Origin of the sequence: Bordetella genomosp. 4, from assembly GCF_002261185.1 — a bacterium.
In the GTDB taxonomy this organism is placed as follows: domain Bacteria; phylum Pseudomonadota; class Gammaproteobacteria; order Burkholderiales; family Burkholderiaceae_B; genus Bordetella_A.
Window position 1 is genome coordinate 811,682 of record NZ_NEVQ01000013.1, and the last position, 16,436, is coordinate 828,117.

The 16,436-nt window shown below is 62.0% G+C and carries 14 protein-coding genes; 8 read left to right on the forward strand and 6 right to left on the reverse strand.

Going from position 1 to position 16,436, the window contains the following annotated elements:
* Positions 1–32: 32 nt before the first annotated feature.
* Complete coding sequence (locus CAL20_RS13955; protein WP_094838389.1) at positions 33–5,234, reverse strand: alpha-2-macroglobulin family protein; 5,202 nt, start codon at positions 5,232–5,234, stop codon at positions 33–35.
* 217 nt (positions 5,235–5,451) lie between these two features.
* Complete coding sequence (clpS, locus tag CAL20_RS13960; protein ID WP_094821734.1) at positions 5,452–5,766, reverse strand: ATP-dependent Clp protease adapter ClpS; 315 nt, start codon at positions 5,764–5,766, stop codon at positions 5,452–5,454.
* A 221-nt stretch (positions 5,767–5,987) separates the two neighbouring features.
* Here clpS and CAL20_RS13965 point away from each other — a divergent pair, with 221 nt between their 5' ends.
* Both CAL20_RS13965 and CAL20_RS13970 read left to right on the forward strand, forming a co-directional pair.
* Complete coding sequence (locus CAL20_RS13965) at positions 5,988–6,233, forward strand: cold-shock protein (protein ID WP_006220277.1); 246 nt, start codon at positions 5,988–5,990, stop codon at positions 6,231–6,233.
* A gap of 130 nt (positions 6,234–6,363) precedes the next feature.
* Positions 6,364–6,903 (forward strand): DUF192 domain-containing protein, encoded by a 540-nt coding sequence (locus tag CAL20_RS13970; protein WP_094838390.1) that lies wholly within the window; start codon positions 6,364–6,366, stop codon positions 6,901–6,903.
* Positions 6,904–7,052: 149 nt separating this feature from the next.
* On the opposite strand, the gene pcaF is transcribed toward CAL20_RS13970, so the two are convergent.
* The 4 genes from pcaF to xseA form a co-directional block, all read right to left on the reverse strand.
* The gene (pcaF, locus tag CAL20_RS13975) at positions 7,053–8,258 is read right to left on the reverse strand and encodes a 3-oxoadipyl-CoA thiolase (protein WP_094838153.1); all 1,206 of its coding nucleotides are present in this window, start codon (positions 8,256–8,258) and stop codon (positions 7,053–7,055) included.
* Positions 8,259–8,404: 146 nt separating this feature from the next.
* The gene (locus CAL20_RS13980; protein WP_094838154.1) at positions 8,405–9,787 is read right to left on the reverse strand and encodes a chloride channel protein; all 1,383 of its coding nucleotides are present in this window, start codon (positions 9,785–9,787) and stop codon (positions 8,405–8,407) included.
* Positions 9,788–9,957: 170 nt separating this feature from the next.
* The gene (sodB, locus tag CAL20_RS13985) at positions 9,958–10,536 is read right to left on the reverse strand and encodes a superoxide dismutase [Fe] (protein WP_094821736.1); all 579 of its coding nucleotides are present in this window, start codon (positions 10,534–10,536) and stop codon (positions 9,958–9,960) included.
* Between the two features lie 151 nt (positions 10,537–10,687).
* Positions 10,688–12,043, reverse strand: a complete 1,356-nt coding sequence (gene xseA, locus CAL20_RS13990) for an exodeoxyribonuclease VII large subunit (protein ID WP_094821737.1) — start codon at positions 12,041–12,043, stop codon at positions 10,688–10,690.
* Between the two features lie 356 nt (positions 12,044–12,399).
* On the opposite strand from xseA, the gene CAL20_RS13995 reads away from it, so the two are divergent.
* From CAL20_RS13995 to adk, 6 genes are all read left to right on the forward strand, one after another.
* Positions 12,400–13,020, forward strand: a complete 621-nt coding sequence (locus CAL20_RS13995) for a MotA/TolQ/ExbB proton channel family protein (RefSeq protein ID WP_094821738.1) — start codon at positions 12,400–12,402, stop codon at positions 13,018–13,020.
* On the forward strand, positions 13,017–13,430 hold the full coding sequence (locus CAL20_RS14000) for an ExbD/TolR family protein (RefSeq protein WP_094821739.1): 414 nt from the start codon (positions 13,017–13,019) through the stop codon (positions 13,428–13,430). The genes CAL20_RS13995 and CAL20_RS14000 overlap by 4 nt, the downstream gene beginning before the upstream one ends.
* Positions 13,431–13,482: 52 nt before the next feature.
* Positions 13,483–14,649 (forward strand): tetraacyldisaccharide 4'-kinase, encoded by a 1,167-nt coding sequence (gene lpxK / locus CAL20_RS14005; RefSeq protein WP_094821740.1) that lies wholly within the window; start codon positions 13,483–13,485, stop codon positions 14,647–14,649.
* Positions 14,650–14,724: 75 nt separating this feature from the next.
* Positions 14,725–14,916, forward strand: a complete 192-nt coding sequence (locus CAL20_RS14010) for a Trm112 family protein (protein WP_094821741.1) — start codon at positions 14,725–14,727, stop codon at positions 14,914–14,916.
* Positions 14,913–15,680, forward strand: a complete 768-nt coding sequence (gene kdsB / locus CAL20_RS14015) for a 3-deoxy-manno-octulosonate cytidylyltransferase (RefSeq protein ID WP_094821742.1) — start codon at positions 14,913–14,915, stop codon at positions 15,678–15,680. The genes CAL20_RS14010 and kdsB overlap by 4 nt, the downstream gene beginning before the upstream one ends.
* A gap of 96 nt (positions 15,681–15,776) precedes the next feature.
* The gene (gene adk / locus CAL20_RS14020; RefSeq protein ID WP_094821743.1) at positions 15,777–16,433 is read left to right on the forward strand and encodes an adenylate kinase; all 657 of its coding nucleotides are present in this window, start codon (positions 15,777–15,779) and stop codon (positions 16,431–16,433) included.
* Positions 16,434–16,436 lie beyond the last annotated feature (3 nt).

Here is a 16,436-nt window from a genome sequence, read left to right on the forward strand (position 1 = left end):
AGAGTTTCACCAAACCGGTCCCTCAAATACCCTTACCGAGCAGCCGCGCGATCACGGACTTCGATGGGACTCCACCGTTCGCCTACGCCCCGCAATTCGGGCCGGTACATGTCCTCGGCCACCGTAGACGGCACGGCATAGCGTCCAGGCGTCACTACGCGGGCCATGTAGAACACATCGACGTTGCTACGTGTCAAGGATACTGCGGCCACATAGCGATCGTCGCGGAACTCACGGTGCTTGATCGCCGAATTGGACATGGCCTCAGCCACGCGCACGCCGCCGATTTCCCACTCTTGCATGTCGGGGCTCTGCGACAGGTTGAGGTTCTCGATTTCCAGGCCTGCCGGCACGCGATCGACGATCAGCGCATCAGGAATCGTCTGGTTCGCGCTCGCCGTGAGGCGGACCACCAGCATATCGCCCGTGCGCAGGACACCGCCATCCCACGAACGGCCGTCGGGCGTGTACCAACGACGTTGCAGCGAGATCACGTCGCTGCGCGGCGCCGGGGCCTCCTGTCGCGTGCCTTGCAGATCGAACTCGGCAAACAGAACATTCGAACCCGTATTGGTCACTTGCAGCAAAGACAAATCGTCCGCTTTCAACGCGACGGTTTCGTCCTCGGCGCTGGTCAGGTTTTTCGTTCCCGACGCCGCAGCCATGGCCGCAGCCCAGGGCTGCCCCGCGTCGCCACCCGCCGCGCGGGCCGCCAGCACCAGCGCCATTTGCTCTTGCGTCGACAGGTACGAGCGCCCGCGCAAATGGTCATCAAGCTGCATCATCAACGTTTCGCGACGTTGCGGCGAGAGCTGATACTTGCTCGCGATGGCGTAGCCCAAAGCGTAATCACGCACGGGGCTGCCGTAGTCGCCGAGCCAGGCGCCGTAGTAGTAGCTGCCCTTGATCGGGTAGCCATAGGCTCGCTCCATGGCCAGCTGCGTGGCTTTTTCCATACGCCCCGTGTCGCCCATCAACTGGAATGCCGCCGCCAATTGAATCAACGGCAGAGGCGACAGGGCGCGTTCCTGGTAACGGTCGAACAACTGACGCACCGTCGCCAATGAAGCCTGCTTGTCGCGCGCCAAGGTCAGCGCGGCAGCCGCATAGCCTGCGAAACGGCGATGATCGCCACGCATCATGTCGATATAGCCGCTCTCGACGCTGCCTTTCTGCAGCGATTTACGCAACGCATCGGGCCACGTGCCGAACGATCCCGAGCTCTGCTGCAACTGCTCTTGCAGCCATTGCCGCGAACGATCGAGCGATTGTTCGGGCACATCAAAGCCCTGATCCCGCGCGTCCTGCAGGAAGCCGACCGCATACGAGGTCAGCCAGACATCCCGCGCAGAGGCCTCATTGCCCCACAGCGAGTATCCGCCTGCGGCGTTACGCATACCGGCCAGCCGTCCCACTGCGACGGCGACTTTTTCGGCGCGCTGTTCTTTGGTCTGCACAGGCAGGCCGAAACGCTTGCCGTCGGTCTCGTCCAGCAGCACCCACGGTATGGCCGAACTGATGGTCTGTTCGGTGCACCCGTAGGGATAGCGCAACAGATCCTGCACCAGACGCGAGACGTTGATCGGTGGGCGATTCGACAGGCTGATGTTGGCGGTGACGGAGTCGGGGTAATAACCGGCCATCACGCCGGCACCCGGCGTAAAGCTCTCGCCCGGGGCCAGACGCACGCGTTTGACGACATGCTCGGCGGCATGCGAGGGCTGCACCTGCAGCACGGACTCGCGTTCGATATGGATCGGTTTTGCACCGCCCTTGCCGTCGATCACCAGGCGCATCAGACCCAATCCGTAGGACCCGGTCGGGGTGGCGGTAAAGCGCACGGTGGTGCGTTGACGATCCTTCAGCGTGAGCGTACGCGTGCCGCCGTCCGCGATGGACAAGGGGTCTAGTGCCTGCAGCGTCACGGTGACTTGCTGCGCCGATCCGCTCAGGTTGGCCACATCGACCGCCACCGTCGCCCGGTCACCCGGCGAGATGAAACGCGGCATGTTCAGTTCGGCCACGATAGGCGCGGCCACGACCATTTCCTGATCGGCATGGCCGTAGTGCGAGTCGGTAAACGCGACCGCCATCAAACGCAGCGTGCCATTGAAATCGGGCAGATCCAGGGGAATATCGGCCTCGCCCTGATCGTTCAGCTTGACCGGACCAGAGTACAGGTCGACCAGTTTGACCTTTTTGGGCAGGCTGCGGCTATCGCCGCGCATGGCTGCATCGCCGCCCCATTTCAGTCGGCCCTGGGTGCCGTCCATTTTCTCGATCAGCTTGCCGTACATGTCGCGCAATTCGGCGTCATAACGGTGTTTGCCAAAGAAGAAATCCATCGGATCCGGCGTCGCGTACTGATTGATATTCAGGATGCCGACATCCACCGCAGACAGCGTGACATGGGCGGTCTGCCCTTTCGCGCCGTCGACCTTCACACGCACCGTGGTCCGTTTTTCAGGCTCGACCTTCGCGGGTGCCGTCACGGTGACGTTCAGCTTGCGATCGTCGCTGGCGATAGGCAGGAAAGCGAGGCCGACAGCACGCGCAGGCGTCACGCGATCACCGGCGCTGCCCGGGCGGAACACCACGGCAGAGACGTAGAGATCGTGACGTTTCCACGATTCGTCGATGGGGATGCTGACCTCGGTCCCGGTCGCCTTGACGTCGACCCAGTTCGACCACAGCATGCGATCGCCTTCGACGGTGACCAGCGCCTGGCCGTCGTGCGGCGGCGTCACGGTCAGTTTGACCTTGTCGCCCGGGCGTGCAGGTACGCCTTCGAGTTTCATTTGGACGCGATCGGGACGGTTGCCTACCGAATCGGCGTCCTGCGCATCCCAGCCTGCGTAGAAACGGTAGCGCATCACCTCGCCGGTTTCCGGATCGGTGATTTCCAGACGATAGCGGCCCCAACTGACCGGCAGGGTCAGCGCCGTGCGATTTGGCAACGCGATCGTGCGCGAGTCTTCGAGGTCTTCGGTATCGGTATAGCCGCTGTTCCAGCCGCGCTGGTCGTCATAACGCCAATAGTAGTTGCGGTTTTCGCGGAACAGACGCACCTGGGCTTCCGGCAGCGGTACTACCTCGCCCGAGGCGTTGACGCGCACCACCTCGAAGCTCGCAGGCGAGCCTTCACGGGTCACGTCATTGTTGAACAAGGGACGCACGGCGATCAGTTTGTCGGCAGGCCAGACGCTGCGCTCGATCGAGCGCACAACCGGGCGGCCGCCGGATTCCAACAGGCTGGCGGACAAGCGTACGCTCAGCGGCGATTTCGCCTTGCCGGCAGACTGCGGATCGATCGTCAGTTGCGTGGATCCGCTGTCGTCCAATGTCGTTTCGGGCATTTCCTCGTAGTGACGCAGCGCGTCGTCGGCCACGTCGCCAAAGATAAAACCAGGCCACTGTTGCGCCAGAGCGTAGCGGTTACGCTTGACCTGGAAGCTCGACAGCAGGCGGTTGCCGGCGGCTGGCGCGCCATAGAGGTAATCGCCCTGCACATCTACGGTCCAGGCCTCTCCCGGCGACAGCACGGGCTGCTTGGAGTCCAGATGCAGCTTCATGCGTTCGGGCAGGAATTCCTCGGTCTGGAACCACCACGCGGCATCAGGCACCTTGGCCGCTGGGTCGACACGCAGTTCGAGCAGCCATTTACCGGTCTGGGCATCAACCGGCAGAGTGATCGCGTGTTCGATATAGTTCGCGACTTTGCTATCCGGTTGCCAGAGCTCGCTGCGCACTACCCTGCCGTCGGGGCGTTTCAGGACGGCCGTCAAGGGCGCGGCCTTCAGAGGCCGGCCGTCGAGATCACGCGGCAACACGGATACGTGGAACGTTTCGCCGGGGCGGTAGAGATTGCGGCCGGAATACACGAACAGGTTGTTCGGACGCGAGGTATGACCACCGATGTCGTATTCGGACAAATCCAGCGCAGGCTCGCCCAGGGACAACATGGTCAATTCGCTGCCGCGCAGAGCGCGGATCAAGCGCGCACGCGACGAATCGCCGTCAAAACGGACGTGGCCGCCCTTGTCGGACGCGGCCTTTGCCAGGACTTTGCCCGAGCCGTCGACCAATTCGACCTCGGCATCGGCAATAGGCTGACCCGTCTTCAGCGAAATGGTATAGGCCTCGGTGCGATCGGTATAACGACGCACGTGCAAGCCCATGTCGCTGATGTAGAAATAGGTCACCTGGTATTCATAGCGGAACCGGCCGGGTTCGCTCATGATCGCCACGTAGATGCCGGGCTGACGCAATTCCTGGATGTTTTCCACCGGCAGGAAGGTCACGTGACGACGATTGGGCTTGTCGTCGGTGACGAAACGGCCCTGATAGACGCTGGTGGTCAGGCTATGCAGGCGGTCCAGGTCCCAGTTGCTGACCAGGCCCTTCAGGCTGCGGTTGTCCGAATAACGCCACTCATCCTCGTCATCCTCATCGCTGGAGGCGCTCAGACCCAGGACATCATCGAAAAACTCAGGCATGTGCTCGGGCGAGACGCGCAGAAACTGCACATCGACCTCGGGCATATTGACGGTCGCCACGGGCAAGCCGCCATTCTGTCCTGCCGGCAGCACGACGCCGCGGCTGGCAAAGTAAAACGACGGCGGCATGGCTTCAGTTTGCACGCTGCACTGGCGCTCGTCGCCCAGGGTGGTGCCTTTTTGGGCAGCCGGGAAATCGGAGCGCACGCGGATGGCGTAAGCTCGCTGCGGTTGCACATAGGGGAAATAGACGATGCGCGGATTGTCGCCGACCGCCCATGCTCCCTCGACGGTCTTGCCTGCCGGTGCGGCCTGGCCCGGCGGCACCGCAGTGGCGGTCTGTCCGGCGGTCGATTGCTCGCCGTCCTCGGCGGGCTTGGCTTCGCCGGTGTCGATGACGCTGAAATAGCGCGTCAGGTCTGTCTCGCGGCCCACCGGCTGGGTAAAGGTGACGGCCAATGCCATGGAATCGCGGAACTGGCGCGGCTTGCAATCCAGCATGGCAAAGGGATCGTTCTGGCCAATGGTGGCGGTAGAACTGCCCGAGGTCTGTGGTGTTGATGCCGAAGGACTTGCCGTTTGAGCAGTGCCGCTCGCCGCATCGGCTTGCGCCGCCGCTGGCGCCGCGGGAGGATCCGCACTCGGCGGCGCATCACTGCGCCATTGCCATACCCCGATACCCACAGCGATGGCAACCACCAGCGCCACGACTCCGATCACGCCACTCTTTTTACCCATGGCTTTGCCTCTGTACAACATGTTAGGGCACCAGACGCCCACGATTCCTCGCCCGGCACGCACCGGCGCGCCGCGACTATACGCCAATTACCAGATCACTACTACGTGCAGGCGCCCCGTCTGGCCTGAATTTGCTATCTCCCGTCGCAGTCCCGAAGTCCTGCATGTGCCGTTTTGTCTATACCCACCCGTTGCGATGGCTGTGCTTTAGGCGCTGCTACACAGGCTCCATCACGCACTGCAGCGGATGCTGGCGCTCGCGCGCATACTGCGCGACCTGGGAAATACGCGTGGCCGCCACGTCTCGTGGATAAACACCACAGACGCCGCGACCCTCATGGTGCACCTGCAGCATGATCCGGGTAGCATCTTCTTGATTCTTGCCGAAGAACTTTTGCAGGACCTTCACCACGAACTCCATGGGCGTGTAATCATCATTGAGCAACACTACCTGATACATGGGCGGCGGCGCGGTACGGGCCGTCTGTTTCTCCACGACGAGGTCATGCTGTGTATCAAAGGTCGAACTCATAAGGCGGAATTGTATTGAAACAATGGGCGGCAACGCCGCGTATTACTTAAAATTACACGTACAGATGCGTAATTTCCACACTTGACGGTTTAAAGAAAAGCAGAGCATTATCCACGCATTCGGGGGCTATCTTGTGTCAACAAGCGCCGTCGGAAGCCGGGAGGCAATGGCTTCGGCCAAGGGTTCTCTGTCAAATATACGATTCAAATGAGGCAGTCCGCATGTCTGATACGACCGCAACCGCCGTCCAAGGGGACAATCCCAAATCGACGGGCACCGTCAAATGGTTCAACGACGCGAAAGGTTTTGGCTTCATTACGCCTGACGATGGCGGTGAAGATCTGTTCGCACATTTTTCGTCGATCCAGATGAACGGGTTCAAAACCCTGAAAGAAGGCCAGAAAGTGGCATTCGAAATTATTCAGGGACCTAAAGGCAAACAGGCGCTGAATATTACGGCGGCCTGACGCCCAGTATCATTATCGCGCCGAACGATAGACAAACCGGACCTACGGCAGGATTGTTCTAGAAGGCGGCGCTATTACCCAGGCGGGGCACCATGCCCCGCCTTGTTATTTTTTGCTGTTTTCCGGTCTCATGTCGATTCATCGTTTCACGTGGTTTGCGCGCGCCCTCTCCCGTTTGGCCACTGGGCAATACTCCTTTCACTTGCCGCTGCGGAGCGCCCGTACGGCGACCACGCTGGCGATAAGTGCACTCCTGACCACGGCGAGCATTGCCGCGGCAGCGCAAACACCTGCCGGTCCGCAGACCGGTTTGCCCATCACCGAATTGACCGCGGGAATCCACGTGATCCGGGCCGAAGTCGCCAATACCGACGAAACCCGGCGCGTCGGCTTGATGCTACGCAAAAGCCTGCCCGACAATAACGGCATGCTCTTCGTGTTCGAAGAACCCGAGCTGCAGTGTTTCTGGATGCGCAATACGCTGGTGCCCTTGTCCATCGCATTCATCGCCGATGACGGCACGATCGTCAATATGGCCGATATGGCGCCACAGACCGATGATCCACATTGTTCGGAACGGCCGGTGCGCTACGCGCTGGAAATGGCGCAAGGCTGGTTTGAGACCCGTGGCGTGGCAGCGGGCCAGCGGCTGGGAGGCATTTCCCAGTAGACGCGCGGTAAACGCGTTTGAAACGTCTCCGGAATGCGCGATGCGGCAAATGCCGCCAGCCGTTGATTGGAGTCATCTAACAAAAAAGCCGGTAAAACCGGCTTTTTTGTTTGGACAGGCGACGGCGAAACGCCGCCTCTGCCTCGGTATTACACGCGCTCGAGCACGACGGCGATGCCCTGGCCCACGCCGATGCACATCGTGCACAGCGCATAGCGGCCGCCGGTGCGGTGCAATTGATTGACGGCAGTCGTCGCCAGACGCGCGCCACTGGCACCCAGCGGATGGCCCAGCGCGATCGCGCCGCCATTCGGATTCACGCGCGCATCGTCGTCGGCGAGGCCCAGATCACGCAGAACAGCCAAGCCCTGCGCGGCAAAGGCTTCGTTGAGCTCGATGACATCGATCTGATCCAAGGTCAGGCCAGTGAGGGCCAAGACCTTGCGCGTGGCCGGTGCGGGGCCCATGCCCATGATGCGCGGAGCCACGCCAGCGGTAGCCATGCCCACGACGCGCGCACGCGGCGTCAGGCCATGACGCGCTGCGCTGGCCTCATCAGCGAGCAAGAGCGCGGCCGAACCGTCATTCACGCCCGACGCATTGCCGGCGGTCACCGAGCCGCCTTCGCGGACTACGCCTTTGAGGCGGCCCAGGGCTTCCAGACTGGTTTCGCGCGGATGCTCGTCTGTCGTCACGACGACGGGATCGCCCTTTTTCTGAGCAATCGACACCGGAGTGATTTCAGCGTCGAAATAGCCTTCTTTCTGAGCACGAGCCGTTTTGGATTGGCTGGCCAGCGCGAATTTGTCCTGGTCCTCGCGGCTGATCTTGAAATCATCCGCCACGTTTTCCGCGGTTTCCGGCATGGAGTCCACGCCGTATTGCGCCTTCATCAGTTTGTTGACAAAGCGCCAGCCGATGGTCGTGTCGTAAATCGCGGCGCTGCGCGAAAATGCGCTCTCGGCCTTGCCCATGACGAATGGCGCACGGCTCATGCTTTCGACACCGCCGGCTAACATCAAGCCGGCCTCGCCGGCGCGAATGGCGCGAGCGGCCGTACCCACGGCGTCCAGGCCCGAGCCGCACAAACGGTTGACCGTACCGCCGGGCACATCGACCGGCAATCCGGCCAGCAATGCCGCCATGCGGGCGACGTTACGGTTGTCTTCGCCGGCTTGGTTGGCGCAGCCGTAGATCACATCGGTCAACTCTTCCCAGTTCACGCCCGGATTGCGCGCCATCAGGGCCTTGATAGGCACAGCCGCCAGATCGTCGGCGCGCACGGGCGCCAGAGCGCCGCCGTAACGGCCAAAAGGAGTACGGATGGCATCACAAATATAAGCGTGCACGGTCATGGATCGAAGCTCGTAAGAAAAGTGAATGACAAAAAAGATAGCATGCGATCTTACGCCACTCGACCATGCACCGGCGCAGTGCCATGCCAGAGCGTCCATTCTTTGGACGCAGTCCAGTGCATGGACACGTACTTTACGACGGTCCGCTATGTCGCGGTGCGACCGGCCTCGACCTGAGCCTGGCGGCGATACCGTCCCGCAGCAAAATGATAAAACGGCTGCGGACAAAACTGCCGCGCGATCACCGACGCCGACAGCGAGCCCACCAATAACCAGAACAGCATCGGCTGGCTGCCCGTCATTTCCATCACAATGACACTCGCCGTCAACGGAGACTGCGTTGCTGCCGCCAGGAACGCCGCCATGGAAATCAACACCAGCACGCGGCGGTCAATTTCACCGCCTGTCAGTTCCCAGATATGCTGGCCGATGCCCGCCCCTGTGGTTAGCGCTGGAGTGAAAATGCCGCCCGGGATTCCTGCCCAGTATGACGCCACCGTCGCTCCGAGCTTGGCCAGGCCAAAGGCAGCCGGCCCCTCGGCCTCGCCTGAAAGCAGGCCGTTGGCCACGCCGTATCCCGTGCCATAGACAGTCTGACCGCTCAATACGCCCAGACACGCCAGAATCAATCCCATGGCAGCGGCCGTATAAACAGGATGGCGCCGGATCCAGCCACGCCAATTCATGGGGGCAACCCCTGAGACCCCTTTGCTCAGCAACCAGCTGAACAGACCGCCCAGTACGCCATTAGCCAAACCACACAGCAAGACCCACAGCACCATGTAGTTAGGCAGCGCCTGGCCGCCAAAGGTACCGAAATACGGGTTGTTTCCAATGACGGCGACGACCAGAAACCCGGAGGCCAGCACGCCGATCAATACCAGACGCTGCCAACGCAGGATGGTGCCACGCCCCAGCTCCTCGATCGCAAAAATGACGCCAGCCAGTGGCGCATTAAAGGCGGCAGCCAAGCCTCCGGCCGCACCGGCCGCGATCAGCTCATTCGCATGAAAGCCGCGTAACGGCACTCCTTTGCTGCGCCAAAAGTTTCCCCAGGCCAGCATGACTGCCGCGCCCACCTGCACGGACGGGCCTTCGCGTCCGGCGGAAGCGCCGGCAGCCAGTCCCAGAAAGGTCAATGGAATTTTCAACAGCGTTTGCCGCATCGAAACCAGGCTGCTTTGTGCAGCGCCGGGCGGCAACGACAACGAGCCGATGACTTGCGGGATCCCGCTGCCTGCGGCGTTGGGCGCCCAACGCATCGTCATCCAGCGCAAGACCGCAAAGGCCACGGGCAGCACGACGAACGCCAGCCAACCCGCACGCGAGGTCCAGGCATGGTTCCATTCCAGTGCCAGATCGGCCAACCACGCAAACCCCAGCGACACGAGAGCCACCAAGGCAGCGCCGCCCAATAGCAAACTGAGCTGCAGGCTCTTGCGCGAGAGACGGCTGAACTGCCGCAATTTACGACGGGCGAGTAGAGACAGGCGCGAGAACAGGCTGCGAGGAGGTGAGGTCGTGGACATCGCGGCATTTTGCCAGAATCGACACAAAACAACGGACGGTGTGCGCGAAATATGGCCCAAGAAAAACACTGCGCCTTTTCGATCGAGGCCGGATTGGCGCCAACGCAGTGATACGACTCAACAAAAACGCCCAGCCTAAGCTGGGCGTTTTCATCGAAACCGGATACGACTCAGGCGAAGTTTTTCGCAGCGAAGTCCCAGTTCACCAGCGCCCAGAAGTTCTCCAGGTACTTGGGACGGGCATTGCGGTAGTCGATGTAGTAGGCGTGTTCCCACACATCACAGGTCAGCAGAGGCTTGTCTGCGGTGGTCAGCGGGGTAGCAGCGTTGCTGGTATTGACGATATCCAGCGAGCCGTCGGCCTTTTTGACGAGCCAGGTCCAGCCCGAACCGAAGTTGCCGGCAGCCGATTTGTTGAAGGCTTCTTTGAAAGCGTCAAAGCTGCCCCATTTGGCGTTGATGGCGTCGGCCAGTGCGCCCGAGGGTGCGCCGCCAGCATTGGGAGCCAGGCTGTTCCAGTAGAACGTGTGGTTCCAGATTTGTGCGGCATTGTTGAATACGCCACCGGAGGACTTTTTGACGACGTCTTCGAGCGACGCGTTTTCAAACTCGGTGCCCGGGACCAGGTTGTTCAGGTTCGTGACGTAGGTCTGATGGTGCTTGCCGTAGTGAAACTCGAGGGTTTCTTTGGAGATATGCGGCGCCAGGGCGTCCAGCGCATAAGGCAGGGGAGGAAGCGTAAATGCCATGTGAGTTCCTTCTTGGTTGATTGCACGATCAAGCAAATAGATTGTATCGGCTCTTTGGCCTGCACTCTGGGTTAACCCAGTGCAGCGCGGGGTTACGCGAAAGGAGAATCAGTCTTAAGCAATCTGCACCGCGTTCGCCGCGGCCGTGACATCATGTGCCCTGCGTATCCAGCACTTGCACCTGTGCCCCGCCTCGCGCGAACGTCAGATTCAGCGCCTGGCCTTTGGTCAACGGCGCAGCGTCACGCAGAATCCGGCCCTCGGCATCCCGCACGATGGCATAGCCTCGCGCCAAGGTGTGTTGCGGATCCAGGGCACGCAAATGCGCGCTGACGGCAGCAGTCCTAGCTTGGCGGGTAGCCAATTGGCGTTCCTGGGCTTGATGCAGACGGCGGGCCAGCGCGGCTACACGCTCACTCGCCCGGCCAGTATCCGGGGTGGCGTGCGACAAGCGCTGCACCAACATGCCCAAGCGCGCGGTCCTGCGGCCATGAGGCCCCTGCCACGCAGAATGCAAACGATGGCGCAGCGTGTTCAGGCGTTCGGCCTGATGCGCCAGGCGGCGCGCGGGCGACACCAATTGTGCCGCGGCGCGATCCAGGCGCTGCGCTGCCTGGTCGAGGCGGCGCTGCTGCCCTCGCGTCAAACGCTGTACGGCATGGCCAATACGCGCCAGCAAGTCCGCTCGCGGCACGCAGGCCAGCTCCGCCGCCGCTGTAGGCGTCGGCGCCCGCACGTCCGCCACAAAGTCCACGATCGTAAAATCGGTTTCGTGCCCCACCCCGCTAATGATAGGAATGGCGCTCGCTGCCACCAGCCGGGCCAGGGCCTCGTCGTTAAAGCTCCATAGGTCCTCGATACTACCGCCGCCACGCACCAGGAGCAGCGTGTCGACCTCTTGGCGGGCATTTGCCAATTGCACCTGGGCCGCCAGTCTGGCTGCCGAATCAGCGCCCTGCACCGGAGCGGGATAAATCACGACCGGCACTTGCGGCGCACGGCGGGCCAGAGCGGACAGCACATCCCGCAATGCCGCCGCATGCAACGAGGTAACCACGCCGATGGCGCGCGGCAGAGCGACCGGCTTGCGCTTGACGCTATCGTCAAACAAACCCTCTGCGGCCAGCTGGGTCTTCAGACGCAGAAATGCCTCGTACAAATTGCCCAAGCCCGCGCGCCGCATGGCGTCGGCTTGCAATTGGTAGTCCCCTCGGGGCTCGTACAGCGAGACGCGAGCCCGGATTTCGACCTGATCACCGGCTCTGGGCACGAACCCGACTGCTGACGCGCGGCCGCGAAACATGACCGCCCGCACAGCGGCCCGGCTGTCCTTCAATGTGAAGTACCAATGCCCTGACGCCGCCTGGGTGAAATTCGAAATCTCGCCGCGCACCCACAACGGCGGGACATTGCGTTCCAACAATTGGCCTACAGCCTGGTTCAACTGGGCGACTGTGAGGATATCCCGCGTAAATACGTCGTTTGTGACGGGAAATTCAATTGTCATAAGGCTTTCCAGAGAGATAGCTGTCCACAGGGCGCGCCAAGTGGGCCGCGATGATACCGTAAGCACGCAAATCTTGCAGCGCTGCCTGCAACGCTAGCAAATTCGTACTAAGTAATTGTTTTATATGAATAAATTAATATCACAAAAATAACGACTGCGGGCCCAATCCAGCGCAAACCCAGCATTTATCCATGTTTAGCCTCAGTTTTGCACAGAATTATCCACAAAATCTGTGGATAGATTGGCGGTTATCCCCCGCTCTCGCCCCGGCCTTGCCATAGCCCCCTTCTGACCGGTACAGTGCGCGCTTAAATCGGCTGCGACCTTTACCGCAGCCCTCTCCCGGAGCCCTTCTTTTGCTGTCCATTTTCCGCGAAGCCGGCTGGCCCATCTGGCCGCTGCTGATCACCTCTATCCTGGGCCTGGCGCTGATCGTCGAACGGCTGCTCTCCCTGCGCCGCAATTTGATTTTGCCGAAAGGCCTGGCCGAGCAAGTGCTGGAAATGCAGCGCAACGGCCAAGACAGCCCGGAAGCGCTGGCCCGGCTGGAACAGCATTCGCCCATGGGACGCATTCTGGCCGAAGTCCTGCGCCACCGGAACCAACCGCGCGAAGTCCAGCGCTCTGCCGTCGAAGACGTGGGCCGAGCCGTCGCGCACGATCTGAACCGGTACATTTCCGCGCTCGGCACGGTTGCCGTCATCGCTCCGTTGCTCGGCTTGTTCGGCACCGTCGTGGGCATGATCGAGATTTTTGCGTCGTACACGCCCGCCGGTGGCGACCCCGCCCAGTTGGCGCGCGGCATTTCCATTGCGCTGTACAACACCGCTTTCGGCATCCTGATCGCCATCCCTGCGATGATCGGCCATCGTTATCTGCGCAGCCGGGCCGACAACCTGCTCAACGACATGGAGCAAGCCGCGGCGCGCCTCGCACGGCTGAGCCGCCCGACCATTCCGCCCCGGGCCCAGCCATGAATTTTCGCAGCCGGCGCGGTGACCGCGATGAACTCGACATCAATCTGATTCCTTTGATTGATGTCTTGCTGGTGATTCTGATTTTTCTGGCCGCCACCACGTCTTTTGCCCGCTATACGCAGTTGCAGATCACCCTGCCCGAGGCCGCCATCGAGCAAGACACGGCTCCCGAGATCACGCTCGACGTCAGCCGCGATGGCCGCTATGCCTTGAACGGAACGGTGATCGACGCCGCCAACGCCAGCGACATCGCCAACATGCTCGCCCTCGCCGCGGCGGGGAAAGAATCCCCCATGCTGCTGATCAACGCCGATGCGCAAGCCACTCACCAGGCTGTGGTCAACGTCATGGAGGCAGCTCGCCTGGCGGGCATCAGCCGCGTCAATTTTGCGGCTCAGAACGCCCGGTGATTTCCCCGTGCCGCGCAACAGCTCGCCCCCCTCGCCGTCCGCTTCGGACTTTATGCAACGCCAGTGGCAGCACGATGGCTGGCTGGCCATGCTGCTGCGCCCGCTCGCGGCCCTGACGAGCTGGCATGTGAAACGACGGCGTGCCCAGTACGTGAATGGCCAGCGTCCAGTCTATCGCGCCCCCGTGCCGGTGGTCGTGATCGGCAACATTTATGTCGGCGGCACCGGTAAAACACCTGTGGTGATCGCCACCGTACAGGCTTTGCGCGAACGCGGCTGGACACCCGGCGTCGTGAGCCGCGGATACGGCGCCAAGATCGGCCCCCAACCGCGAGTCGGCCATGGCGAACTGAATCCCGCTGACTTTGGCGACGAACCTGCCCTGATCGCCCACATAAGCGGCGCCCCTGTCGCAGTTCACCCGCGCCGCGCCCTGGCTGCCCAGGCCCTGCTACAACAGTACCCGCAAACGGACGTCATCGTGTCCGACGACGGGTTGCAACACTTGGCGCTGGCGCGTGACGCGGAACTCGTCGTGCAGGACGAACGCGGCGTCGGTAACGGGCGCCTGCTCCCGGCCGGGCCATTGCGCGAACCCGCGTCCCGCTTGGATACGGTGGACGCCATTATCACGAATCGCTCGGCCAGCGGTACAAATCCACACGCGTCACCCGCGGCATCGTTTCCCTCGGGCGGCCAGCCCTCGCGGCCTGGCGCCGATGTTTCGCAGCAGGCGCTTTCGGCCTCATCAAATGCCACTGAGCCGTCCCTGGCACCGTCGGCCGGGGATAAGTCGACTGTCCCCAGACGGACCGACGTGCGGTTGCGCCCCGATGCTGCCCGCCAGATCGCCACGGGCGTAGAACGGCCCCTGGCGGACTTTGCCGATCCATCGGCCTTTCGCAGTGTTGCCGCGGCGGCCGGCATCGGTAATCCCAACCGATTTTTCGCGACCTTGCAGGCGGCCGGTATACAGGCAGCCCCGTGCCTGGCGCTGCCCGATCATTACGACTATCGTCAGTCTCCGTTCGACGCCGTGCAGGCCGACGCCATTCTGATCACCTCGAAAGACGCCATCAAATGCCGGGATCACCGTGACGCGCGCCTCTGGGAAATCCCGGTCCAGGCGCAGTTCTCCGATCCAACCCTGTTCGATTGGCTCGACCAGCGTCTACGTAGAATTGCCGACGCACGCAACCACGACGGCTCTCCAGGCTGAAAACGTCACACCAAACCTCGCATCTCAGGTAGCGCAGCGTCCGTTCTGGCCCCAAACTGCTTTAGAATTACGCCTATGGAATCCCGCCTACTTGATACGCTCGTCTGCCCGCTTTGCAAGGGCCGTCTCGACTACGACCGCCCCCAGGCCGAACTAACCTGCCGCGCCGACCGCCTGGCCTACCCGGTGCGCGACGGCATTCCCGTCATGCTCGAATCCGAGGCCAGGTCGCTGGACACCCCCCGCCCTGATACGGCGACATCGTGAGTTTCATCGCCCTCATCCCCGCCCGCATGGCGTCCACGCGCCTGCCCGACAAGCCATTGGCCGATATTGCCGGCAAACCGATGGTTGTGCGCGTGGCGGAGCGGGCCGCAGGCTCGCAGGCTGCGCAAGTCATCATCGCCACGGACGATACTCGCGTGCAGCAGGCAGCTACGCAGCACGGTCACCAGGCCGTCTTGACTCGTGCAGATCATCCCACCGGTACCGATCGCCTGGCCGAGGCCGTCGAACAACTGGGCCTGGCTGATGACGCCATCGTCGTCAACGTCCAGGGCGACGAGCCGCTGATCGATCCCTCTCTCGTCGATGCCGTGGCGGCGATGCTGCACGATCATCCCGATGCCGACATCGCCACGTGCGCGTGTCCTGTGGCTGACGCCGAGTCCCTCTTCAATCCCAACGTGGTCAAGGTCGTCTGCGGCGCCGATGGGCGTGCGCTGTACTTTTCCCGTGCGCCGATTCCGTGGGCTCGCGATGCCCTGGCCAGCGGCGAGCGCGTGCTGACCCCGGGATTACCGGCACTGCATCACATTGGGCTGTATGCCTACCGCGTAGCCTTCTTGCGGCGTTTTCCGAATCTGCCCCAGGGCACGCTGGAGCGTTTCGAGGCCCTCGAACAGCTGCGCGCGCTCGAACACGGCCACACCATTGTCGTACATCGCACTCCGCAACCGCCTATGGCTGGCGTAGATACCCCCGCCGATCTCGAAAGAGTCCGTGCGTGGTATGCCAATCGCCCCCAATGACGGGTTTTCCCTGATTCTCGTAATCACACCGTCCACCGCGTTGCGGCATAATCGTCCTCATTCTTAAAATTCATCCACTATTCAGGAGCTCCTCCCATGCGTCTCATCCTGCTCGGTCCGCCCGGCGCCGGCAAAGGCACCCAGGCCGCCTTCGTCACCCAGCAGTTCGCCATCCCGCAGATTTCCACCGGCGATATGCTGCGTGCGGCCGTCAAGGCCGGCACCCCGCTCGGCCTGGAAGCCAAAAAGGTCATGGACGCAGGAGGTCTGGTCTCTGATGACATCATCATCGGCTTGGTGCGAGACCGCCTGAAACAGCCTGATTGCGCCAACGGTTACTTGTTTGACGGTTTTCCGCGCACGATCCCGCAGGCCGATGCACTCAAAAGCGCGGGCGTCGCACTCGACTACGTCGTCGAAATCGCCGTTCCTGAAGAAGACATCATCGAACGCATCAGTGGCCGCCGCGTCCATCCGGCCAGCGGCCGCAGCTATCATGTGCGCTTCAATCCGCCCAAGGTCGCCGGCGTGGACGATGTCACCGGCGAGCCGTTGATCCAGCGCGACGATGATAGCGAAGCCACCGTACGCAACCGTCTGGCCGTCTACCAAAGCCAGACGCGCCCGCTCGTGGACTATTACTCGTCGTGGGCCGACGCAGGCGATGCCAAAGCCCCCAAATATCGCAAGATTTCAGGCGTAGGCGCGGTTGACGAAATCAAAGCCCGCCTATTCGAGGCGCTGGCCAGCTAAGGC

Bases quoted from the DNA above. Each gene is read 5' to 3' on its own strand.
- xseA (WP_094821737.1), bottom strand. From the start codon at position 12,043: ATGACAATTGAATTTCCCGTCACAAACGACGTATTTACGCGGGATATC.
- clpS (WP_094821734.1), bottom strand. From the start codon at position 5,766: ATGAGTTCGACCTTTGATACACAGCATGACCTCGTCGTGGAGAAACAG.
- CAL20_RS13965 (WP_006220277.1), top strand. From the start codon at position 5,988: ATGTCTGATACGACCGCAACCGCCGTCCAAGGGGACAATCCCAAATCG.
- adk (WP_094821743.1), top strand. From the start codon at position 15,777: ATGCGTCTCATCCTGCTCGGTCCGCCCGGCGCCGGCAAAGGCACCCAG.
- lpxK (WP_094821740.1), top strand. From the start codon at position 13,483: ATGCAACGCCAGTGGCAGCACGATGGCTGGCTGGCCATGCTGCTGCGC.
- CAL20_RS14010 (WP_094821741.1), top strand. From the start codon at position 14,725: ATGGAATCCCGCCTACTTGATACGCTCGTCTGCCCGCTTTGCAAGGGC.
- CAL20_RS13955 (WP_094838389.1), bottom strand. From the start codon at position 5,234: ATGGGTAAAAAGAGTGGCGTGATCGGAGTCGTGGCGCTGGTGGTTGCC.
- CAL20_RS13970 (WP_094838390.1), top strand. From the start codon at position 6,364: ATGTCGATTCATCGTTTCACGTGGTTTGCGCGCGCCCTCTCCCGTTTG.
- sodB (WP_094821736.1), bottom strand. From the start codon at position 10,536: ATGGCATTTACGCTTCCTCCCCTGCCTTATGCGCTGGACGCCCTGGCG.
- CAL20_RS14000 (WP_094821739.1), top strand. From the start codon at position 13,017: ATGAATTTTCGCAGCCGGCGCGGTGACCGCGATGAACTCGACATCAAT.
- pcaF (WP_094838153.1), bottom strand. From the start codon at position 8,258: ATGACCGTGCACGCTTATATTTGTGATGCCATCCGTACTCCTTTTGGC.
- CAL20_RS13980 (WP_094838154.1), bottom strand. From the start codon at position 9,787: ATGTCCACGACCTCACCTCCTCGCAGCCTGTTCTCGCGCCTGTCTCTA.